Below are 22,611 nucleotides of genomic sequence, written 5' to 3' on the forward strand. Positions count from 1 at the left end.
CGTCAAATGCGTAGCGCGTGCGCCTCCAGGAATCGCTCCGAAACGGTGAAACCCAATCCGGGCTTTTCAGGGATCGCTATCATACCGTCCTTTGCTTCGACAGTCTCCTCGACGAGATCGTGGATCATCGGATTGGCGCCCAGCGAATACTCGACGATGAAGGTCGCGGGGGAAGCCGCGCAGACATGCAGTCCGGCGAAGAAGCAGGGCGCGCCGGCCCACAGATGCGGCGCGAAGCGCAGGTTGAAGGCGCTGGCGATGGTGCCGATCTTCATCGCCTCGCTGATGCCGCCGCAGAAGGCGGGATCAGGCTGGAAGATGTCGGCCGATTTCAGCACGGCCAGATCGCGAAAGGCATAGCGGGTCGCCTCGCTCTCGCCGGTGGCGATCGGGGTAGAACCGGACGCGCGCACCTCGGCCATACCGTGCTTGTCGTCGGCGATCACCGGCTCCTCGAACCAAGCCAGATCGAGATCGGCGGTGAGGCTGATGAAGCGCTTGGCCTCGGCGACGGTGTAGGTGCCGTGCGCGTCCACCATCAGTTCGACGTCAGGACCGATCGCTTCCCTGGCGGCGCGGACGCGCGCGGCCGAGATATGCGGGGCGCCGTCCATGGCGCCGATGCGCATCTTCAGCGCCTTGAAGCCGCCTTTGGCGATATAGGATTTGAGCTGGTCGCCGATGGTATCGGCTGGCGCCCAGCCGCCCGAGGCATAGGCTTGCATGCGCTCGACCTTGCGGCCGCCGAGCAGCCGCCAGACCGGCTGCCCCAGCGACTTGCCGAGGATGTCCCAAAGCGCGATGTCGACCGCGCTGATCGCCGCCACGCTCATGCCGCGCCGCGCCAGCTGGGGCATGGCATGGCCGGCATGGGCCGCCGTGTGGTGTCGCACGCCGTTGTAGAGCATCTCCCAGATGATACCGATATCGGCCGGATCGCGGCCGATGAGCTGCGGCGCAATCTCGTGGTTCAGCATGTGGACCAGCGCGCCATAGCTGCCGGCGCTGCCGGCGGCGTTCTTGCCCTCGCCCCAGCCGACCAGGCCGTCATCGGTCTCGACGCGCAGGATGGCGGCGTCGAACGTCGTCACCTGACCGAAGTCGCTGCGATGCTGCTTTGCGACTTCGATCGGTATGCGAACCCACCAGGCCTGGACGCTTCTTATACGCATCTTGATCCCCGGACCCGCCGCCCGGCGAGGACGGTAGGGCTAAGCTCCAATCGGACCGGTCTACTTGATCAGCGGCAGCAGCGTTTCGGCGGTGATGCGCATCTGATCGGTGTAGAACTTCTCGGTGAGCACGCTGGAGCCGTGATCCTGGATGAATTTGAGCTGCTCGGGCGAGATGTCGACCGGGTTGCGCTCCACCATCTCCGGATAAGGGGCGGCCGGCGTGCGGTCGACCGGCGCGACGAACTCGTTGGTCAGCGCGCCGTCATAGCCGATCTCCTTCAGCGTGCCGACGATCTTCGGCCAGTCGATCTGGCCGAGACCCGCGGCAAAGCGGTTGTTGTCGGCGACATGGAAGTCGTAGAGGCGCTTGCCGACCTGGCGGATGGCGTCATAGACGTTAAATTCCTCCATATGGATGTGGTAGGCGTCGAGGCAGACGCCGCATTCCGGGCTCACCGCATCCGCGAGCGCGAGCGCCTGGGCACCACGATTGAAGAGGTAGGTCTCGAAGCGGTTGAGCGGCTCGACGGCGATCTTGACGCCGACCTTCTTGGCATGCGCGAAGCATTCGCGCGTGGCGTCCACCACCCAGCCCCACTCTTCCGCCTCGGTGCCGTCGGGCACCACCTTGCCGACGGTGGCGGGAACCAGCGTGATGATCTCGCCGTCAAGCTCGCTCACCATGGTCAGCACGTCCTTGACATATTGTACCGATCGCTCGCGCTGGCCCTGGTTCTTGGCAGCAAGGTTGCGTTCGCCCAGCATCAGCGTCACCGAACCCCAGCAACGTATGCCGTGCTCCTTCAGGAGCGCGCGCGTTTCCTTGGTCTTGTACTGCTCGGGCTCGCCGGAAATCTCGATCGACTCATAGCCGAACTTCTTGATGCGCTTCAGCGTCACCTCCAGCGGCTCCGCCCGCATCCAGTTGTGCGTCGAAAGATGCATGGTCTATCCTTCCCAGAATTCGCCTGTCACGTTTTTCGCGACGTTCTCCACCGAGCCCGTCGTATGATCTCCTCCCCACGGCGTTCCAGTGTTTTTCTCGAAACTGGTTCGACCAATTGGGCCTGACAGAACCTCTACAGCAAATTCACAGTAACGGCAAGGAGACCACCTATTGGGCTCAACTCATCAGTCAATGCTTTGATTTGAATAGATTAAGATACCTTTCGGCAATCGTGCGGATCGCATTCCAGCTGTTTCTGGCCGCTTGACCAAACAGCCGTATTTGGTAATACCAGAATGCCGCTACTTGTCGGCGCCGAGACGAACGGTCGAAGAGGCTAGCCCTCGCTTCAATCGGCGCTATGCTTGGTCCATGAGAACGAGAGAGGAAGGATGCCGATGCCGACGACGATGAAGGGTCCCGGCCTGTTTCTGGCGCAGTTCGCGGGCGACGCCGCGCCGTTCAATTCGCTGGCTTCAATCACCAAATGGGCGGCCGGGCTCGGCTACAAGGGCGTACAGATCCCGACCTGGGACGGACGCCTGTTCGACCTGAAAAAGGCGGCGTCATCGAAAACCTATTGCGACGAGGTCAAGGGCATCTGCACTGAAGCCGGCGTCGAGATTACCGAACTGTCGACGCACCTGCAGGGGCAGTTGGTGGCGGTGCATCCGGCTTACGACGCGCAGTTCGACGGGTTTGCGCCACCCGAGGTGCACAACAATCCGAAGGCCCGGCAGAAATGGGCGGTCGAGCAGATGGAATTCGGCGCCAAAGCATCGAAGAATCTCGGCCTCAAGGCGTCGGTAAGCTTCAGCGGCGCGCTCGCCTTCCCGTACCTCTATCCGTGGCCACAGCGGCCGCCTGGGCTGATCGAGGAGGCGTTTGCCGAGCTTGGCAAGCGCTGGAAGCCGATCCTCGACGTCTATGATGAGAACGGCGTCGATATCGGCTACGAGATCCATCCAGGCGAGGACGTGTTCGACGGCGCGACCTTCGAGATGTTTCTCGACGCGGTCGGCGGCCACAAGCGCTGCAACATCAATTACGACCCGTCGCACTTCCTGTTGCAGCAGCTCGACTATCTCGAGTTCATCGACATCTACCACGAGCGGATCAAGGCCTTCCACGTCAAGGATGCCGAGTTCAACCCGACGGGGCGGCAAGGCGTCTATTCGGGCTATCAGGGCTGGGTGAACCGTGCCGGGCGTTTCCGTTCACTCGGCGACGGGCAGGTCGATTTCAGCGGCATCTTCTCCAAGCTCACCCAGTACAACTACGGTTCCTGGGCGGTGCTGGAATGGGAATGCTGCCTCAAGCATCCCGAGGACGGCGCGGCCGAAGGCGCACCCTTCATCCAGCATCATATCATCCGGGTCACCGAAAGGGCCTTTGATGATTTCGCCGGCGGCACCAGCGACAAGAAGCTGCTGCGCGCGATGATGGGGATTTAGCACCTTTATCCTCCCCTCGAGGGGAGAGTGGCCCAAAGGGCCGGGCTGGGTCGGTTTATGCCGAGATCCACGCCCGGCGACCCCACCCGATCCGCTGTGCGGATCGACCTCCCCTCAAGGGGGAGCTAACCAACATGAGGGAGAACGAAAGCATGGTCGGCGCATCGAAATCGGAAACGGGAGGCGGCCCGATCCGCTACGGCATGGTCGGCGGCGGGCAGGGCGCTTTCATCGGCGCGGTGCACCGGATTGCGGCGCGCATGGACAACGACTTCGTGCTGGTGGCCGGCGCGCTGTCGTCGGACCCGGCGCGCGCGAAGGCCTCGGCCGAAGAACTCGGGCTCGATCCGTCACGCAGCTACGGCTCCTATGCCGAGATGGCCAAGGCCGAAGCCAAACGCCCGGACGGCATCGAGGCAGTGGCGATCGTCACGCCCAACAATGTGCATGTGCCGGCGGCCAAAGCCTTCCTGGAGGCGGGTATCCACGTCATCTGCGACAAGCCGCTCGCGACCTCGCTCGCCGAGGCGAAGAAGCTTGCCGCACTGGTCGAGAAGGCTGGAAAGGTGTTCGTGCTCACCCACAACTACACAGCCTATCCGATGGTGCGGCAGGCGCGCGAGATGGTGGCCAAGGGCATGCTCGGCGACATCCGCATCGTGCAGTCGGAATATCCGCAGGACTGGCTGACCGAAGACCTAGCCGCGACCGGTCAGAAGCAGGCCTCATGGCGCTCCGACCCCAAGCAGGCCGGCGCCGGCGGCGCGCTCGGCGACATTGGCACGCACGCCTACAACCTCGCCCGCTTCGTCTCGGGGCTCGAGCTGGATTCCCTTTCGGCCGACCTCGACGCCTTCGTGCCGGGACGCCAGCTCGACGACAACGTCAATGTGCTGTTGCGCTTCAAGCCGGTCGGCAACAAGCATCCGGCCAAGGGCATGATCTGGGCGAGCCAGGTGGCGCCCGGCCACGAGAACGGGCTGAAGCTGCGCATCTACGGCTCGAAGGGCGGGCTCGAATGGGTCCAGGCCGACCCGAACTATCTTTGGTACACGCCCTTCGGCCAGCCGAAGCAGTTGCTGACCCGGGCGGGCGCCGGCGCGATGCCGGTAGCGGCGCGCGTCAGCCGCGTGCCCTCCGGCCATCCGGAGGGCTATCTCGAAGGCTTCGCCAATATCTACCAGGAAGCGGCCCGCGCCATCCGCGCGGCGCGCAAAAAGGGCGGCAAGCTTGCCAAGGATGTCGCCTTCCCGACGATCGCGGACGGCGTCGAAGGCATGGCCTTCATCGAGGCGTGCGTGAAGTCTTCGAGGAAGAACGGGGCGTGGACGAGGCTATAAAGGCGGGCTCGGCGACGGCACGGGCCGGATGAGGGGGATTGTGACCCGCTAGCGCAAGTGGTTGGCCGCAGAGGAGGGGTGTCGATGAAAATCGGCATGTGCATGTTCTTGTGGACGACGAGCGTCTCGAAAAAGCACGAGGCGCTGCTGAAGGACATCAAGGCAACCGGCTTCGACGGCGTCGAGATACCGGTCTTCGCGGGCGAACCGGATGACTACAAGAAGCTCGGCGAGATGCTCGATCGCATCGGACTGGAGCGCACCGCGGTCTCGGCGATGGGAGATCCGGCGATGAACCTGATCTCTGCGGATGCCGCGACGCGCAAGGCCGGCATCGATTACATGAAATGGGCGATCGACTGCAGCGCGGCGCTCGGCGCGGACAGGCTGAGCGGGCCGCTGCATTCCACGCTGGGCGCCTTTTCCGGCAGCGGGCCGACAGCGGCCGAGAAGAAGCGCTCGGTCGCCTCGCAGCGGGCCATTGGCGATCATGCCGGCAAGAGGGGCGTCACCATCGGGCTTGAGGCGCTGAACCGCTTCGAGTGCTATCTGGTCAACACGATGGACGACCTGTCCGAGCATGTCGACGTGATCGACCGGCCGCACATCAAGGCGATGTACGACACCTTTCACGCCAATATCGAGGAGGCCGATCCGATCGGCGCCTATACGCGCAATCGCCGGAACGTCGTCCACATCCACATCTCGGAAAACGACCGCGGCGTGCCGGGGCGCGGCAACATCCCCTGGAAGGAGACTTTCGCGGCGATCCGCAAGAGCGGCTATGACGATTGGCTTACGATCGAGTCGTTCGGCCGGTCACTGAAGGATCTGGCGGCAGCGACCAAGGTGTGGCGGGATTTCGCAGAGAGCCCGGAGGCAGTTTATCGCGAAGGGTATCGGCATATCAGAGATGGGTGGAAGGCTGCCGCTTAAACGCCCTCTCCATTCGTCATCCACGGGCGGAGCGGGAGCGAAGCGGACGCCGAGACCCGAGGACCCATTCCGTGACGTCGACGCTCCGCCACGATGCAATTCTGCACCGGCTGCATTCTACGGCTTAGGGAACGGCATTACTGTGTTCATGCGAAGGCTGTTTTGTCTCGAATGATGGCATTGAGGACGACCAGGAGCTTCCTTGCAACGGCGATGATGGCCAGTTCTTGGACCCTGAGCGGCTGCGAGGTTTGTGCGGCATCGAGACGATCGGTCTTGGCGCGCCGTCTTGTCGACTTCGCATAGTGGTGGGTGTGTGCCGGGTTGTGCGGCGAGAACGGCACGCCGGACTTGGCCAGCGCATGGCGCAACAACCGCTCATGGACGCCAGTCGCCTCCGACTAGCCTTCGACGTCGTCATCAAGGGCGACAACCCCTGAGGTCGTCATCGACGGGCGGGTCGGGCCTCCCTATCCGACCTCGATAACCGCTTTGATCAACCCGGATTTTTCGTGCGCCCAGCGCGCTAGATCGCGCGGCGTATCGGCAAGGGTCGTGCGGTGGGTGACGAGTTTCTCCAGCGGCACGGCGCCGTTGCGGATCGAGGCGGCGACATGGTCGAAGTCTGCTCTGAGCGCATTGCGGCTGCCGACCAGCGTCATCTCGCGCTTGTGAAACTCGGGATCGGAGAAGGTGATGTCGTCCTTGACGACGCTGACCAAAACCAGCGCTCCGCCATGCGCGACATGGGTGAAGGCGGACTGCACCGACTGCGTGTTGCCGGTGGCGTCGAACACAAGGTCGAAGCCTTCGCCGCCGGACGCCTGCCGCACCAGATCGGCTGCCTGTGCTTTCGAGCCGTCGAGCGCGGCAAAGCCGAGCTCGCTTTCGGCGAAAGCGAGCCGTTCGGTGCTCATGTCGAGCAGGCTGACATCGAGGCCGGCGATGCGGGCGAACAGTGCCGTGCCAAGGCCGATCGGACCGGCGCCGATGACCAGCGTGCGCTGGCCGGGCGCACTAAGCGAGCGCCGCACGGCGTGTGCGCCGATGGCCAGGAATTCGACGGCGGCGGCATCACCCAGCGATAGGCCATTTGCCGGATAAAGATTTTGCGCCGGCACCAGGATCTCGTCGCACATGGCGCCGTCGCGATGGACGCCGAGCACCTCGATCCTCACGCAGCAGTTCGGCTTGCCGTGCCGGCAGGCAACGCATTGGCCGCAGGCGAGATACGGGTTGATGATCACCGGCTCGCCGATAGCAAGCTCGACGCCGTCACCTCGCTCGACGACCGTGCCCGAGACCTCGTGGCCCATGATGCGCGGATAGGCGAGGAACGGGTGCTTGCCTTCGAAGATGTGATAGTCGGTGCCGCAGATGCCGACATGGCTGACTGCGATGCGCGCCCAGCCGGGCGGCGGCGCGCCGGGTTCGGCGCGGTCTTCGAGAACAAGGTCGCCAGGCGAGCGGCAGACGACGGCTTTCATGCGCTGATCCAGTGTTTAAGGGGCGTCGGCCCCGCTCGATCGGGGCCGGCGCGTCATTTCAGGAACGATTACTTGCCGCGACGGCGCAGGCCGTCGAAGTAGACGATGACGATGATCAGCAGGCCGGTGATGACGCGCTGCCAGAAGGTGTTGACGTTGAGCAGGTTGGCGCCGTTGTTGATCGTCGAAAGAATGAAGGAGCCGATCAGCGGTCCATGCACCGAGCCGATGGCGCCGAACAGCGAGGTGCCGCCGATCACCGACGAGGCGATAGCCTGCAGCTCATAGGTGTCGCCCTGGGTCGGGTTGCCGATGCCGATGCGCGAGGCAAGCAGCACACCCACGAAAGCCGCGAGCAGGCCGGACAGGATATAGGCCATGAAGATGGTGCGCGGCACGTTCACGCCGGAAAGGCGCGCTGCCTCCGCATTGGAGCCGACCGAGAACAAATAGCGGCCCCAGCGCGTGTGGTGCAGGAACACGTAGGACGGTATGGCGACCAGGATCACCATCCAGAACAGATAGGGGATGCCGAGAACCGAGCCGCGCGAGAAGGCCTGGAAAGGGTCGCTGTTGATCGAGATCGAATTGCCGTTGGTCATCAAGAGGCCGATGCCGCGCAGCGACGTCATCGTGGCCAGGGTGATGATGAAGGGCGGCAGGCCCATCTTGACGATGCCGAAGCCGTGGAACAGGCCGATGGCGACGCCGGCGAGCAAGGTAATGAGCACAGCCGCCCAGATCGGCCAGCCGGCATTGATCAGAAGCGCTACAATGACGGTGGTGAAGCCGACCACGGCACCGACCGAGAGGTCGATGCCGCCGGTGATGATGACGAAGGTCTGGCCGACCGCGAGGATGGCGATCAGCGAACCCTGACGCAAAAGATTGGTGATGTTGAGCGTCGTGGCGAAGGAGGGTGTGGCGACCGCCAGCACGATCCACATCAAAAGCAACAAGCCGAGCAGCGTCAGCCCGAACAGGGCGTTGTAATTGCGCTTCGGCTTTTCGGCGGGGATCGCCTCGGTGCTCATTTTTGTCCTCCCGTCTTTTCTTGTTTCTCGGCCAGCGCTTGGCCCAAAATGTCCTCATGGCTGGCGGTGCGGAAGCCATGCGTGGCGACCAGCTTGCCGCGGCGGAACACATGCAGCGTGTCGGCGAGCTCGTAGACTTCCGGCAGGTAGGACGAGATCAGGATGATGCCGGCGCCCTTGGACAGAAGCGTCGAGAACAGCCGGTAAATCTCGGCCTTGGTGCCGACATCGACGCCGACCGTCGGCTCGTCGAAGATGAACAGCTTGGCGCCATGCGCCAGCCATTTGCCGATGACGATCTTCTGCTGGTTGCCGCCCGACAGGCTGGAGGCCAGCGCGTGGCGGGTCGGCGTCTTGATCCTGAGATCGGCTATCTGGCGATCGGCCTCGGCCTTCTCGCGCGAGCCTGAGATCAGAAGATTGCTCGAGATGCGCTTGTAGATCGGCAGGTTCAGATTCGTGCCGACCGGCAGGTTGAGGCAGAGGCCTTGGTCGCGGCGGCTTTCGGGGGCGAGGGCCATGCCGAGCCTTATCGCGTCATGCTCGGAGTTGACTTGCACCTCCTTGCCTTGCCACAGGATCTGACCGGCCGACTTCCTGTGGCGGCCGTAAAGCGTGGTGACGAACTCGCTGCGGCCGGCTCCGATCAAGCCGTAAAGTCCGACGATCTCGCCCGCGCGGACAGTCACCGAGACGTTCTCGAAACCCTTGCCGGAGAGATTCCGAGTCTCGACGATCGTCGCGCCCGGCGTGAAATGCTCCTTGTGGTAGATCTGCTCGATCGAGCGGTTGATCATCAGCTTGACCAGTTCCGGCTCGCTGGTCTCGGCTATGTTGCGCGTGCCGACGAGGGTGCCGTCGCGCAGCACCGAAACACGGTCGGCAAGCTCGAACACCTCCTCCATGCGGTGGCTGATATAGATGATGGTGACGCCTTCGCCTTTCAGACGGCGGATCAGCTTGAACAGCTGGTCGGCCTCCTTGCGGGTGAGGTAGGCGGTCGGCTCGTCGAAGATGAGGAACTTTGTCCCGCGTACCGTGGCGCGGGCGGCGGCGATCAGCTGCTGCTGGCCGATGGTGAGGTCGCCCAGCATGACATGCGCGGGCAGGTCGAAGCCGAGCCCATCGATGATCTTCTGCGCTTCTTTCACCATGGCGCGCTGCTGCAACAGACCGAAGCGGGAATTCTCCTCGCCGAGGAACATGTTGGCGGCGACGGTGAGGTGGCGGCAAAGCACGACCTCCTGGTGGACGGCATTGATGCCGAGCGCCATCGCCTCGTGCGGCGTGGCCAGCGCCTCGGGTTTACCTTCCCAGACGACTTCGCCGGAGGTGCGCGGCATGACGCCGGTTAAAAGCTTTATCAGCGTCGATTTGCCGGCGCCGTTCTCGCCGACGATGGCGTGGATCTCGCCCGACTTGAAGGCAAGGTCCACCGGCTTCAGCGCATGCGTGCCGGGATAGCGCTTTTCCAGGCCTTTCAACTCGAGGATGGTCCTGCCCGGTTTCAGCGTGGGGGGCGGGTGCAGTTCCTGCGCCGTCGACGTCATAACAATCCTCCCAGATTGATCCAACCGTTGGATACGCAGCGATGCGTCTGGCGCGCATCTAGAAGGCAGAGCCTAAAGTAAGCCGGCGGATTTCCAAACTGTCCGCGGCGATGTTTCCGGGGCGGCGAAGCCCCGGAAACGAATGTCGCGAAGATCAGTTGAGCTTCGGGTTGAGCAGCGCGTCGATCTTCGGATCCTTCATGTTGTCCTTGGTCACGAGATTGGCGCCGGTGTCGACATTGGCCTCGACCTTCTCGCCCTTCGAGGCGGCTAAGGCGGTCTTGATGCCGTCGTAGCCCATCCGGTATGGATCCTGGACGACGAGGCCGGAGATGACGCCGTCGTTGAGGAACTTGATCAGCTTCTCGTCGCTGTCGAAACCGATCAGCGCCACCTTGCCGGCGAGGTTGTTCTCGGCGATCGCCTGGCCAACGCCCTGCGCCATGATCAGGTTCGAGGCGAAGATGCCCTTGAGGTCCGGATTGGCGGTGATCAGGTCGGTCGCGATGTTGAGGCCGGTGGTGGCCTGACCGTCGGCATATTTGTCGGCGACCAGTTCGAGGCCGGGATATTTCGCCTTGAGCTGTTCCTTGAACCCTTGCGCGCGCTGCTCGAGCGAGCCGGCGCCGGGCAGCGCGGTGATCAGCGCAACCTTGCCCTCGACTTTGCCGCCATTGGCGGCGCCGATCGCGGCAGCGAGACCGTCAGCCGCGACACGGCCGCCCTGGACGTTGTCGGTGGTGAGGAAGGAGGTGAAGGCCTTGGATTCGGCGCTGGAGTCGATGCCGATGACCTTGACCTTGGTCGCCGCCTCGTCGATCGGCTTGCCGAGCGCCTTGGCCTCGGTCGGCGCGATCACGATCGCGGCCGGATTGCCGGCGACGGCGTTCTCGAGGATCGAGATCTGACCGTTGACGTCGGTTTCGGCCTGGGCGCCGAGCTCCGGCACGTTGATGCCGAGATCCTTGCCGGCCTTGCGGGCGCCGGCCAGCACGATTTGCCAGTAGAACGAAGTCGTGTCCTTGACGATGATTGGGATGGTCACGTCGGCCGCCGAGGCGGGTGCCGAATGCATCGCACCGGCGAGCATTGAGGCGGCGGCTAAAGCCACGAAGGCGCGGCGGTTGAGAAGGCTGGTTACGAATTTCATTAGGTTCCTCCCTAAAATCGCCCGGTGAAGGTTCGGAAGCTCCATCTGGATAGGCGCAAGCCAAACAGAACTTTATCAATAAAAAACATTTGCTCGATTTTGATAGTGCATTGCCCTGATCGATGCAAGCGGTGTCTCATGCCGTTTGCGTGATGGCGTGGCAGCTGATCGGTCTGCTGGATCTCCGCATCTCAGCCAAGCTGCTGGACGATCGTATAAGGATCGTATTTGGCAAATTCCGCCGCCGCTACCTTGACATCCAGCAGTTCGAGATTGCGCGTCAGATTAGCGGGCTTGGCGGTGCCGGTCAGCACCGAGGCAACGACAGGCTCGTGCAGAGGGAATTGGAACGCGGCAGCGGCCAGCGGATAGCCACCTCCGATGGCGATGCGCTCCATTGCGCTGACGCGGTCGAGAATATCCTTGCTCGCCGGCAGATAGTCGAAATGCGCGCCATGCACCGGTCCCGTCGCCAATATGCCCGAGTTGAAGACGCCGCCGATGATCAGCGAGGTCCGCCGCTCGCGGCAAAGCGGCAGCAGGTCGGCCTCGGCGCTGCGATCAAGCAGCGAATAGCGGCTGGCGAGCAGGATGCAGTCGAGCGGCGCGCGGCGAAGCACGTCAAGGCAGATCTGGACCTCGTTGACGCCAAGACCGTAGGCGGAAATCGTGCCGGACGATTTCAGCTCCTCCAGCGCCTTCAGCCCGCCGTCCATCAGCTGACGGAAATGCAGCTTCGTCTTCTCGACGCCATGCGTGTAGACGCCGATGTCGTGGACGAACAGGATGTCGATCTTGTTGAGGCCGAGCCGCGCGTAGGAAAAATCCACTGAGCGCATGATGCCGTCATAGGAATAGTCGTAGTCGAGCGCGAAGGGTAGCGGATCGACATAGGAGTGATCGGGAACCTGGTCCTCCGGCACCGGCCGGAACAGGCGGCCGACCTTGGTCGAGAGCACATAGGAGGAGCGCGGCTTCTCACGCAGGAAATCGCCTGTGCGCCGCTCCGACAGGCCGAAGCCGTAGAAGGGCGCGGTGTCGAAGTAACGCAGCCCGCCGTCCCAGGCCGCTTGCAGCGTTTCCATTGCGGGCTCGCGCGGACAGGCGCGATAAAGGCCGCCGATGGCGGCGCCGCCGAAGCTGACTTCGGTGACTTCGAGCGCGGTCGCGCCGATCCGGCGTTTGTTCATCAAAGCCTCCCTTTGCCGTTCGACCGGCGGTCGTTTCGACTATTTAGAGCGTCGCGCCGAGATGCCAGGGCACGAACTCGTTGTCGCCGTAGCCGAACGCCTCGCTCTTGGTCTTGCGTCCGGACGCCGTCTCGATGATCAGCTCGAAGATCTCGCGGCCCATGCCGGCGATCGTCTTCTCGCCGGAAGCGATGACACCGCAATTGACGTCCATGTCCTCTTCCATCTGGTGGTACATGGTCGAGTTCGTGGCGACCTTGATCGACGGCGTCGGACGGCAGCCGAAGCAGGAGCCGCGGCCGGTGGTGAAGACGATGACATTGGCGCCGCCGGCCACCTGGCCGGTGGCCGAGACCGGATCGTAGCCGGGCGTGTCCATGAACACCAAGCCGCTGCCGCTGACCTTCTCGGCGTAACCGAAGACGCCGTTGAGCGGCGTCTGACCGCCCTTGGCAACAGCACCCAGCGATTTCTCCAGGATCGTGGTCAGGCCGCCGCGCTTGTTGCCCGGCGAGGGATTGTTGTCGATCGAGGCGCCGTGCTTGGCTGTATGGTCCTCCCACCATTTCACAAAGCCGTCGAGCTTGGCTGCGATCTCGGGCGAGGCGGCGCGATAGGCAAGCAGATGCTCGGCGCCGTAGATCTCGGTCGTCTCGGACAGGATGCCGATGCCGCCGCAGCCGGCCAGAATATCGACCGCCGCCCCCAGCGCCGGATTGGCGGTGATGCCGGACATGCCGTCCGAGCCGCCGCATTGCAGGCCGACGACGATCTCGCTGACCGGGATCGGTTCGCGCTGCAACTGGCCGACCTCCTCGGCGATCTCGGCCAGCACGCCCATCGCCCGCTCGACGGATTTGCGCGAGCCGCCGGCCTCCTGGATGTTGAAGTGCCGCTTTCCCGCCGCGACGCCCTTTTGGCCATAAAGGGTGAGCTGGTTGACCTCGCAGCCCAGACCGACCATCAGCACGCCGCCGAAATTCGGGTGGCGAGCATAGCCGGCCAGCGTGCGGTGCAGCACCATCATGCCGTCGCCGGTGGCGCTCATGCCGCAGCCCTGGCCGTGGACGATGGGCACGAAACCGTCGATGCCGGGATATTTCGGCAAAAGCGTGCGATTGGCCTCGTCGGCGATCGCATGGCAGACGGTGGACGAGCAATTGACGCTGGCGATGATGCCGATGAAGTTGCGCGTTCCGGCGCGACCATCGGCGCGGCGATAGCCCATGAAGGTGCGCTTGCGGTCCGCTTCGGTGGCGTGCTCGGCCTCGCTCGGCGGCACCACCGGCAGGCGGCCACTCTCGAACACCAGATTGTGCGAGTGGACGTGCTCGCCCGGCGCGATGGCTTGAGTGGCGCGGCCGATCGCCTGCGCATATTTCACCACCGCTTCGCCCGCCGCGATCGGCTTGATCGCCACCTTGTGCCCAGGGTCGATCGCCGCCACCGCAACCGCGCCGCCGGGCAGCGCCGCACCGATCTCGATGCGGCCATTGGCGACCGCGACATTGTCGGCGGGGGAAAGAAGAATGGTGCTTGCGGCGTTCACGGGCGGCTGTCCTGGGTAAACCTGGGAGTGTGGGCGGATTGACATGCGCCCGTTTGAGGATAATGTCTTTTATCGTGAAAAAACATTTTTGCGTCAATTGTTTTTTCATCGCGCGCCGCGCCCTTGGGTGCGTGGCCGCCCGTTAGATAAAGCCGGCGAAATTCGTTCCGCATTTCGGAGGCTTGCGCTAGGAACACCGATCATATTGCGCTTCCGGCCGGCTGCCGCAAGCGTTGGGGATACGGGCATGTCGAAGAGCAACAACGTCTACAAGGACGCCTTCAACCGCGGACTGCGGCTGCTCGACGAAACCAGGAGCCTGCCGTCCGAGCCCGAGCTCGGAACGCTGCTCGGCGTCAGCCGCACCACGGTGCGCAGCATTCTTTCGCGCATGGAAGAAACCGGGCTGATCGCCTGGAACAAGCGCAACAAAACGGTGCTGCGGGCGCCGAAGGCGGAAGATTTCTTCCCCGAGGAAGAGACCGACTCGCTGGCCGAGATCATCGAGCGCTCCTTCATGCGCCGGCTGCTCGCCGGCGGCGCGGAAGCGGGCATGCAGATCAACGAGCTCGAGCTGGCGCGCGAGATCGGCGTCGGCACCACCAGCGTGCGCGAATTCCTGATCCGCTTCTCGCGCTTCGGCCTGATCGAGAAGCGGCGCAACAGCCATTGGGTGCTCAAGGGCTTCACCCGCGCTTTCGCGCTTGAGCTGACCGAGATCCGCGAGATGTTCGAGCTGCGTTCGGCGGCTGCCTTCGTCGCGCTGCCGCAGGATAGCGCGGTCTGGGCCGATCTCGACCGGCTGGAGATCGAACATCGCCAACTGGCGAGCGAGATCGCGACGCGCTTCAACGAATTCTCCGAGCTCGATGAGCGCTTCCACCGGCTGATCCACCGCGCCTCGCACAACCGCTTCATCGTCGATTTCTACGATGTGATCGCGATGATCTTCCACTACCACTACCAATGGAACAAGGCGCAGGAACGCGAGCGCAACGAGGTCGCAGTCCAGGAGCATCTGGCCTATATCGCGGCGCTGAAATCGCGCGATCCCGCCAAGGTGGACGCCGCCTGCCGCAAGCACCTGAAGTCGGCGCGCCAGACGCTGTTGAGCTCAATTCCGGAAGGGCGGCAGGTGCAGCCCGCCTGATCAGGCGCGTCGCGCCGCGTTGCCGCAGCCCGGTTTTGACGATTTTCCGGCCGCCGCCCCCATGCTAGGCTCGGTGGAATTGCTGGAAAGAGGCAGGTCATTTGGATATCCGGCTGAGACGATGGAGCATGCCGGCCGCGTTCGTCGCGGCGCTGCTGCTGTTGCTTCAGTCGGCGCTTGGCGCCTTCGCCTTTGGCGCTCCTTCGCAGCTTGATGCCTTCGGCAACGTCATCTGCACCCATGACGGGGCGGTCAAGCTTCCGGGCGGCGATCCGCACCGGCAGCATATGCCGGCTTGCTGCTTGGCTGGCTGCAGCCTGGTTTCGCCGGCGCATCTGCCGCAGCCGGATACCCGTGCGCCCGTCAGGGTGCTGGTGTTCGACGCGGTCGCTTTCCCGCCTTTCGCCTTTCGGCATCTCGATTTTGCCCGCGACCGCTCTCCGGCCAATCCGCGCGCGCCGCCGGCCGCAGTCTGACAAAAACCCGCGAAACCTTTCGCAGGCGCATTCATCCAAGATCAGACTGCTCGCGGCCGGATCACGGCGCGATCTCATACTCATGGAGCAACCATGTCCAATCTTCTTCCCGCCGCGCGAGCGCAAGCTCGTCCGCGCGGTTTCGAACGGCTCGGCCTTGCCGTGTTCGCTCTTCTTCTGTTCGCATGCGTTCCCGGCGCCCAGGCGCATGAATTCAAGGCCGGTGACCTGGAAGTCGGGCACCCGTGGTCCCGCGCAACGCCGCCCGGCGCCAAGGTGGCCGGCGGCTATTTCACCGTCACCAACAAGGGCGGCTCGCCCGACCGGCTGCTGTCGATTTCCTCCGACATCTCCGACAAGGCCGAATTGCATGAGATGAGTGTCAAGGACGGCGTCATGACTATGCGGCCGGTGAGCGGCGGGCTCGTGATCCCGGCCGGCGGCAAGGTCGCACTGAAGCCGGGTGGCTATCACCTGATGTTCATCGGCCTGAGGCGACAGCCCAAGCAGGGCGAGAAATTTCCGGCCACGCTGACCTTCGAGAAGGCCGGCAGCGTCAAAGTTGAGTTCGCCGTCGAGGGCATGGGCGAGATGGGCGGCATGGACGATCACGCCGAGTGATCATTTCGAAATTAGAGGGACAATTCATGAAGAAGTATCTTTTGGCGGTGGGCGCGGTTCTGGCGCTCGGGACAAACGCCACGCTTGCGCACATCACGCTCGAAACCCAGGAAGCGGCCGTCGGCTCGACCTATAAGGCCGTCCTGCGCGTGCCGCATGGCTGTGAGGGCAAGGCGACGACCGCGGTGCGCGTGCAGATTCCGGAAGGCGTCATTTCGGTCAAGCCGATGCCAAAGCCCGGCTGGACGCTGCAGACCAAGAAAGGCCGATACGAGAAATCCTACCAGCTCTATGGCGAGACGCTGACCACCGGCGTCAAGGAAGTCGACTGGAGCGGCGGCAACCTGCCGGACGAATTCTATGACGAGTTCATTTTCCGTGCTTCGCTCGCCGCCGATCTTCCGGCCGGCCAGATGCTCTATTTCCCGGTGGTCCAGGAATGCGGCGATGCCGCCGATCGCTGGATCGAGATTCCGGCGGCGGGACAGGATGAGGATGCACTGGAAAATCCGGCGCCCGGCATCAAATTGCTGCCGAAGAAATGATCTCTCGATGGCGCGTCCCATTCGGGCGCGCCGTCCCTTCTCGAAAGACCGCATGAACGCAGCAGCAACTTTCCCAATCCGCCTGACGGGCATGCGCATCGGGCCAGTCGCCAGCGGCCTGTTCGCGGCTTTCGTACTCGTGCTGCTGCTGGTGCTTCCCGGCCGCGCCCTCGCGCATGCGGCTTTGGTCGCGACCGATCCGCCCGATGGTGCGGTGCTGTCGCAGAGTCCCGCGCGGTTCTCGCTGACCTTCAGCGAGCCGGTTTCGCCCCTGGTGCTCACTCTGGTGCGGCCGGACGGCACGCAACTTTCGCTGACCTCCTTCCGGCTCAACGATCAGACCGTCGAGATCGATAATCCGGAAAGGCTCGAATCCGGCACGCATGTGCTGAGCTGGCGGGTGATTTCGGAGGACGGCCATCCGGTCGGCGGCTCGGCGCTGTTTTCCGTCGGCGCGCCAAGTGCTGCGCCGGTAGCGGGCGAAGCCGTCGATTTGTCGCTGCGCACGGCAATCTGGATGGGTAAGCTCCTTCTCTATGCCGGGCTGTTCCTCGGCGCCGGCGGCGCCTTCGCGCTCGCCTGGCTCGCTGGAGACTGTCGCTGCGGCCAGGGTTTCGTTATCGGCGCTCTTCTGTGCGGACTGGCCGCCGCCCCGTTCTCGCTCGGATTTCAGGGGTTGGACGCGCTCGGCGCGCCGCTCGCCCGGTTTGCGGCGCCCATCGTGTGGGAGACCGCGCTTGCCACCAGCTTCGGCTGGACGGTGCTTGCCGCCCTGATTGCACTCGGCCTTGCCTTGCTGTCCCTCGCCGGACCGCGCGCTCTTGGCAAGCTGCTTGCGCTCGCCGGGCTCGTCGGTGTGGGCACGGCGCTTGCGGCAAGCGGCCACGCCAGTGCCGCCGAGCCGCAATGGCTGACGCGGCCGCTGGTTTTCCTGCATGGCACAGCCATCGCCTTCTGGAGCGGCGCGCTCGCACCGCTCGGCCTTGCGTTGCGTTGTCAGCCGGCGAAGGCCAAAATCTTCTTGCGCCGGTTTTCGCGCGCGATCCTGCCCGTGGTTGCCGTGCTTGCGATAAGCGGCATCGTGCTGGCGATCATCCAAGTGCGCGAACCGGCAGCGCTGATCAACACCGCCTATGGCCGCCTGCTGCTGCTGAAACTGGCCCTGCTTTTGTTCCTGTTCACCCTTGCCTCCGTCAACCGATGGACGCTGACCGCGCCTGCCGAAACGGGCGACACGGAAGTGCAGCGGCGGCTGGCGCGTTCGATCGGCATCGAGACGCTGATCGTGCTTGCCATCTTCGGCGTCGCCGCCGGCTGGCGCTTCACGCCGCCGCCACGCGCGCTGGCGATCGCCGCAGCGCGGCCGGCCTCGATCCACATCCACACCCTGCAGGGGATGGCCGATCTCAGCATCACGCCCGGCCATGCCGGCCAGGTTGCCGCCTCGATGGTGATCATGACCGGCGATTTCGGCCCGATGGATGCCAAGCAGGTGACCTTGGTGCTGTCGAAGCCGGATTCCGGCATCGAGCCGATCAAGCGGCCGGGGACGAAACGCGGCGACGGCACCTGGCGCGTCGACGATCTCGTCATCCCGCTGCCCGGCCGCTGGAACGCTCGGCTCGACATCCTGGTTTCCGATTTCGAGATGGTGAAGATTGAAGCGCCAATTGATATCAGAGCCGACTGACCTGGGCCGCGACACAATTCGGCGAGGCGGTTGACGCCGTCGCGAAGGCCCGTCAATCATCCGTCCAAAGCGCGGCTTCAACAAAAGTTCGAAAGCAGGGAAGAAACGATGGAAAAAGCCGAAATCGGCCTGATCGGCCTTGGCACGATGGGCTCCAACCTGGCGCTCAACATCGCCGAGCATGGGCACCGCATCGCCGTGTTCAATCGCACCGGTTCGCGCACCGACGCCTTCGTCGAGAGCGCAGGCGCGCTCAGGGACATGGTTGTGCCCTGCTACAGCCTGGAGGAACTCGCCGCAGCGATCCGGCCGCCTCGGCCGATCATCATCATGGTGCTGGCCGGCAAGCCGGTCGACGAGCAGATCGCGGCGCTGCGCGGCGTGCTCTCCGACAACGACATCGTCATCGATGCCGGCAATGCCAATTTCCGCGACACGATGCGGCGCTTCTCCGAGCTGTCGGGCTCCGGCCTGACCTTCATCGGCATGGGCGTCTCGGGCGGCGAGGAGGGCGCGCGCCACGGGCCGTCAATCATGGTCGGGGGCACGGAAGACTCCTGGAAGCGCGTCGAGAGGGTGCTGACGGCGATTTCCGCCAAGTTCAAGGACGAGCCTTGCGCCGCCTGGCTCGGCACCGACGGCGCCGGCCATTTCGTCAAGACCATCCACAACGGCATCGAATATGCCGACATGCAGATGATCGCCGAGATCTACGGCATACTGCGCGACGGTCTCGGCATGGAGCCGAAGGAGATCGGCAGGGTCTTCGACGGCTGGAACAAGGGCAGGCTCAACTCCTACCTGATCGAGATCACCGCCAAGGTTCTCGCAGCCGACGATCCCAAGACCGGCAGGCCGGTGGTCGACATCATCCTCGATCGCGCCGGCCAGAAGGGCACCGGCAAATGGTCGATCATCGAAGCGCAGCAGCTCGGCATTCCGGCGACGGCCATCGAGGCTGCCGTCGCGGCGCGCGTGCTGTCGTCGATCAAGGACGAACGGCAGGCGGCGGAAAAGGCCTACGGCAATATCGGCGTCGAGAAGATTTCCGGCGACAAGGCGGCGCTGCTGAAGGATCTCGAGCTGGCGCTGTTCGCCGGCAAGATCGCGGCTTACGCGCAAGGTTTTGCTGTGATGAGCGGCGCCTCAAAGGAATTCAACTGGAGCCTGCCGATGCCGACCATCGCCAACATATGGCGTGCCGGCTGCATCATCCGCTCGCAGATGCTGGACACAATGGCGGAGGCCTTCGGCTCAGGCGGCGCCTCGACCAATCTCCTGATGGCGCCGGCCTTCATCGCCATGATGAAGGAGGCGCATCCGTCGCTCAGGCGCATCGTGGCGCGAGCCTCCGAGGCCGGCTCACCGGTGCCGGCGCTGTCCTCGGCGCTCGCCTATTTCGACAGCTATCGCCAGGGCCGCGGCACGTCGAACCTGATCCAGGCGCAGCGCGATTTCTTCGGCGCGCACGGTTTCGAGCGCATCGGCGAGCAGGGGGCGTTCCATGGGCTGTGGGGAAGCGCCGCCTAGAGTCAGGTTATGCCAGGGTGCAAAGGCGGCTTCCTGCGCTCCCGGTGCTACTCAAGCGCGCTTCCGGTTCTCGGAAGCCGCCGACTCGGCCTGACCTGACTCTCAAGTCGCGCCAGTCAACCCCGATAGGGCAGGACCTCGCTCGGTTTGCTCAGCGATTGCAGTGAGCCAGGTTCCTTGCCGCCGATCCAGCCGAGCACAGCGCGGGCAAGCTCGGAGCCGGCGAGCCGGAAATTCTCGTTCACGACCAGCAGTTCGCGCCGGAACAAATGCAGCAGTTCCGAGGACTGTTTCGACACCACGTCGACATCGCGGCCGAGTTTCAGGCCGGCGTCCTCGATGCCTGCAACAACGGCGAGCGTGGCGGCGGCGGCGCTGCTGACGATGCCGTCCGGACGGCTCTCGCGGCGCATGAGCTGCGCAGTTCGCATCCTGATCTGCTCGATCGTGTGGTCGATGGAGACGGTGTTGAACGGCACCTCGCTGGCGCCGACTTCGCTCAGCGCATCGGCAAAACCGTTCACCGTGTGGTCGTAATAGGTGAGGCCGACCGGCGGCGTCACCAGAGCCAGCCGGCGCCGGCCCATGCCGGCGAGATGGCGCACCGCCTCGCCGGCGAAAGCATAGTTGTCGAAGTCGTGATAGGGATGCACCAGCCCCATGTCGGTGCGGCCATGCGTGGCAAATGGGATGCCGCGTTCCAGCATATAGCGGGCGCGCGGGTCGTTGGGCTGCGTGCGTGAAATGATGACGCCGTCGGCGGAGCCCGTCTCCACCAGATAGCGCACCGGATCCAGCGGGTCCTGCGAGCGCGAATAGGGCGTGACGATCAGGTGATAGGGCGTGTCGGCGATCACCTCGGTGACGCCGTAGATGATGTCCGAGACGAAGCTCATCAGCTCGTGCTCGGTGTTGAGCACCAGGCTGATGACGTTGGTCTTGCCCGTCCTCAGCCTCACGCCGGCGCGGTTCGGGCGATAGCCGATCTGCTTGGCGACGAGCTGCACGCGCCGCCTGGTCTCGGCGCCGATCTCCGGCGCGTCCTTCAGCGCGCGCGAGACGGTGGTGACGCCGAGCCCGGTCATGAAGGCAAGCGTCTTCAGCGTCGGCCGTTCCTTAGCCGACGTGTCGTCGTCCTTCTCGTTTGCTCGTCTGTCCATTCGTCCCGCCCGTCAGGCGCATAGCAGCCGCGAAGCCGGCCGGCAATCGCGCCCATCGCATTTGCGCGGCCTTCAGCCCGTGACACGGTGCAATATACTGAAACGTTACAGATTGCCAACGCCCGTGATCAATGGGCAGGTCGCACTCGTTGCGGTCAGCGCCGGAGGGGTGGACTGAAAGCCACTGGGATCATAAACAAATCTCGATTTACCTCTGCTTTTGCATCGATTGGCCGCACCATCGACTCCCCGGCAGGCCTTTGGAGAGGATTTTGTTCGCGCCTCGAAGAAATCTCATGCCGTCCCATTCGAGGGGTTGCCTATATCGGGCATTTGCCGTATCGAAAATCTGTAACGTTTCAGATTCTGGGAGGAACCGAAATGCGATACAAATTCCTGACTGCCGCGTTCGCCGCGACGGCCGCGCTGAACTTCGCCGGACCGGCGGCCGCGACCGATCTCGAAGTCACCCATTGGTGGACTTCGGGCGGCGAGGCGGCGGCAGTGGCTGAACTTGCCAAGGCGTTCGACGCGACCGGCAATCACTGGGTCGACGGCGCCATCGCCGGTTCCGGCGGCACGGCGCGGCCGATCATGATCAGCCGCATCACCGGCGGCGATCCGATGGGCGCCACCCAGTTCAACCACGGCCGGCAGGCGGAGGAGCTCGTCCAGGCCGGGCTGATGCGCGACCTCACCGATCTCGCCACCAAGGAAAAGTGGACGGAAATCGTGCGGCCGAAGAGCCTGCTCGACTCGTGCACCATCGGCGGCAAGATCTATTGCGTGCCGGTCAACATCCATTCCTGGCAGTGGCTGTGGCTGTCGAACGAAGCCTTCCAGAAGGCCGGCGTGCCGATGCCGAAGGACTGGAATGAATTCGTGGCGGCTGCGCCGGCGCTGGAAAAGGCCGGCATCATCCCGCTCGCGGTCGGCGGGCAGCCCTGGCAGGCGTCCGGCGCCTTCGACGTGCTGCTTGCCGCCGTCGGCGGCACCGACGCCTTCCTCAAGGTCTACAAGGATAAGGACGCCAAATTCGCAAGCGGTCCCGAAATCGCCAAGGTGTTCAAGGCCGCCGACGACGCCCGCAAGATGGCCAAGAACACCAATGTGCAGGACTGGAACCAGGCGACCAATCTGGTCATCACCGGCAAGGCCGGCGGCCAGATCATGGGCGATTGGGCGCAGGGCGAGTTCCAGGTCGCCGGCAAGACCGCCGGCAAGGACTACACCTGCCTGCCCGGTCTCGGCCTGAACGAGGTCATCGCCACCGGCGGCGACGCGTTCTACTTCCCGCTGCTCAAGGATGCCGACAAGGCCAAGGCTCAGGAAGTTCTGGCCGAGACGCTGCTCGACCCGAAGACCCAGGTCGCCTTCAATCTCAAGAAGGGCTCGCTTCCGGTGCGCGGCGACGTCGACCTCAACACGGCGAACGACTGCATGAAGAAGGGCCTCGCCATCCTCGCGAAAGGCGCGGTGATCCCGTGGACCGACCAGCTCTTGTCGCAGGACAGCCAGAAGCAGAAGGAGGATCTGTTCTCCGAATTCTTCGCCAAGCCCGACATGACGCTCGAAGAGGCGCAGAAGCGCTTCGCCGACATCATCGCGTCGGCAGACTGATCAACGGC

General features: G+C 64.0%; 19 protein-coding genes and 1 pseudogene. 10 read left to right on the top strand and 10 right to left on the bottom strand.

The genetic code is table 11. The annotated features are described in order from the left end of the window. Nucleotides 1-2: 2 nt before the first annotated feature. Together P9230_RS15890 and P9230_RS15895 are read right to left on the bottom strand one after the other, a co-directional pair. On the bottom strand, nucleotides 3-1,172 hold the full coding sequence (locus P9230_RS15890; RefSeq protein WP_127243361.1) for a mandelate racemase/muconate lactonizing enzyme family protein: 1,170 nt from the start codon (nucleotides 1,170-1,172) through the stop codon (nucleotides 3-5). Nucleotides 1,173-1,232: 60 nt separating this feature from the next. Continuing rightward, nucleotides 1,233-2,120, bottom strand: coding sequence for a sugar phosphate isomerase/epimerase (locus P9230_RS15895; RefSeq protein ID WP_066989944.1), 888 nt, complete (start codon nucleotides 2,118-2,120; stop codon nucleotides 1,233-1,235). 399 nt (nucleotides 2,121-2,519) lie between these two features. On the opposite strand from P9230_RS15895, the gene P9230_RS15900 reads away from it, so the two are divergent. The 3 genes from P9230_RS15900 (at nucleotide 2,520) to P9230_RS15910 (ending at nucleotide 5,851) form a co-directional block, all read left to right on the top strand. Further along, complete coding sequence (locus P9230_RS15900; RefSeq protein WP_127215387.1) at nucleotides 2,520-3,575, top strand: sugar phosphate isomerase/epimerase; 1,056 nt, start codon at nucleotides 2,520-2,522, stop codon at nucleotides 3,573-3,575. Between the two features lie 152 nt (nucleotides 3,576-3,727). Continuing rightward, a complete protein-coding gene (locus P9230_RS15905) occupies nucleotides 3,728-4,915 on the top strand; it encodes a Gfo/Idh/MocA family oxidoreductase (protein WP_127215391.1) in 1,188 nt (395 codons plus the stop codon). Nucleotides 4,916-4,999: 84 nt separating this feature from the next. After that, nucleotides 5,000-5,851 carry a sugar phosphate isomerase/epimerase gene (locus P9230_RS15910; protein ID WP_127215388.1) on the top strand — a complete coding sequence of 284 codons (852 nt, stop codon included), beginning with the start codon at nucleotides 5,000-5,002 and terminating at the stop codon, nucleotides 5,849-5,851. Between the two features lie 146 nt (nucleotides 5,852-5,997). On the opposite strand, the pseudogene P9230_RS15915 reads toward P9230_RS15910, so the two are convergent. The 7 genes and pseudogenes from P9230_RS15915 to P9230_RS15945 all read right to left on the bottom strand — a co-directional run. Next, a pseudogene (locus P9230_RS15915) lies at nucleotides 5,998-6,237 on the bottom strand (transposase); the annotation flags it as partial. Between the two features lie 84 nt (nucleotides 6,238-6,321). Then, nucleotides 6,322-7,338, bottom strand: a complete 1,017-nt coding sequence (locus tag P9230_RS15920) for a zinc-binding alcohol dehydrogenase family protein (RefSeq protein ID WP_278119850.1) — start codon at nucleotides 7,336-7,338, stop codon at nucleotides 6,322-6,324. A gap of 68 nt (nucleotides 7,339-7,406) precedes the next feature. Next, entirely contained in the window at nucleotides 7,407-8,372 is a 966-nt protein-coding gene (locus tag P9230_RS15925) for an ABC transporter permease (RefSeq protein WP_127215389.1), read from the bottom strand. Further along, nucleotides 8,369-9,922: a sugar ABC transporter ATP-binding protein gene (locus tag P9230_RS15930; protein WP_095800596.1), complete on the bottom strand. Its 1,554-nt coding sequence runs from the start codon at nucleotides 9,920-9,922 to the stop codon at nucleotides 8,369-8,371. The genes P9230_RS15925 and P9230_RS15930 overlap by 4 nt, the downstream gene beginning before the upstream one ends. Before the next feature lie 154 nt (nucleotides 9,923-10,076). Beyond that, complete coding sequence (locus tag P9230_RS15935) at nucleotides 10,077-11,072, bottom strand: ABC transporter substrate-binding protein (protein ID WP_067004132.1); 996 nt, start codon at nucleotides 11,070-11,072, stop codon at nucleotides 10,077-10,079. 191 nt (nucleotides 11,073-11,263) lie between these two features. Next, complete coding sequence (locus tag P9230_RS15940) at nucleotides 11,264-12,262, bottom strand: aldo/keto reductase (RefSeq protein WP_095800595.1); 999 nt, start codon at nucleotides 12,260-12,262, stop codon at nucleotides 11,264-11,266. Between the two features lie 43 nt (nucleotides 12,263-12,305). After that, a complete protein-coding gene (locus P9230_RS15945; RefSeq protein ID WP_067004128.1) occupies nucleotides 12,306-13,811 on the bottom strand; it encodes an altronate dehydratase family protein in 1,506 nt (501 codons plus the stop codon). A 247-nt stretch (nucleotides 13,812-14,058) separates the two neighbouring features. Here P9230_RS15945 and P9230_RS15950 point away from each other — a divergent pair, with 247 nt between their 5' ends. The 6 genes from P9230_RS15950 (at nucleotide 14,059) to gndA (ending at nucleotide 19,823) form a co-directional block, all read left to right on the top strand. Further along, on the top strand, nucleotides 14,059-14,961 hold the full coding sequence (locus P9230_RS15950; protein ID WP_067318943.1) for a GntR family transcriptional regulator: 903 nt from the start codon (nucleotides 14,059-14,061) through the stop codon (nucleotides 14,959-14,961). Nucleotides 14,962-15,089: 128 nt separating this feature from the next. Continuing rightward, entirely contained in the window at nucleotides 15,090-15,437 is a 348-nt protein-coding gene (locus P9230_RS15955; protein WP_278119854.1) for a DUF2946 family protein, read from the top strand. Between the two features lie 93 nt (nucleotides 15,438-15,530). Beyond that, nucleotides 15,531-16,058, top strand: coding sequence for a copper chaperone PCu(A)C (locus P9230_RS15960; RefSeq protein ID WP_127247063.1), 528 nt, complete (start codon nucleotides 15,531-15,533; stop codon nucleotides 16,056-16,058). Nucleotides 16,059-16,084: 26 nt separating this feature from the next. Then, nucleotides 16,085-16,603 carry a YcnI family protein gene (locus P9230_RS15965; protein ID WP_067318938.1) on the top strand — a complete coding sequence of 173 codons (519 nt, stop codon included), beginning with the start codon at nucleotides 16,085-16,087 and terminating at the stop codon, nucleotides 16,601-16,603. Between the two features lie 52 nt (nucleotides 16,604-16,655). Next, entirely contained in the window at nucleotides 16,656-18,293 is a 1,638-nt protein-coding gene (locus P9230_RS15970; protein WP_278119857.1) for a copper resistance CopC/CopD family protein, read from the top strand. A 108-nt stretch (nucleotides 18,294-18,401) separates the two neighbouring features. Further along, nucleotides 18,402-19,823 carry an NADP-dependent phosphogluconate dehydrogenase gene (gene gndA, locus P9230_RS15975; protein ID WP_278119860.1) on the top strand — a complete coding sequence of 474 codons (1,422 nt, stop codon included), beginning with the start codon at nucleotides 18,402-18,404 and terminating at the stop codon, nucleotides 19,821-19,823. Nucleotides 19,824-19,939: 116 nt separating this feature from the next. On the opposite strand, the gene P9230_RS15980 is transcribed toward gndA, so the two are convergent. Further along, nucleotides 19,940-20,983, bottom strand: a complete 1,044-nt coding sequence (locus P9230_RS15980; protein ID WP_278119861.1) for a LacI family transcriptional regulator — start codon at nucleotides 20,981-20,983, stop codon at nucleotides 19,940-19,942. Nucleotides 20,984-21,364: 381 nt separating this feature from the next. Here P9230_RS15980 and P9230_RS15985 point away from each other — a divergent pair, with 381 nt between their 5' ends. After that, nucleotides 21,365-22,603: an ABC transporter substrate-binding protein gene (locus P9230_RS15985; RefSeq protein ID WP_127216906.1), complete on the top strand. Its 1,239-nt coding sequence runs from the start codon at nucleotides 21,365-21,367 to the stop codon at nucleotides 22,601-22,603. The last annotated feature ends 8 nt before the right edge of the window (nucleotides 22,604-22,611 follow it).

It is taken from the genome of Mesorhizobium sp. WSM4887, from assembly GCF_029625865.1.
Classification (GTDB): Bacteria; Pseudomonadota; Alphaproteobacteria; order Rhizobiales; family Rhizobiaceae; genus Mesorhizobium.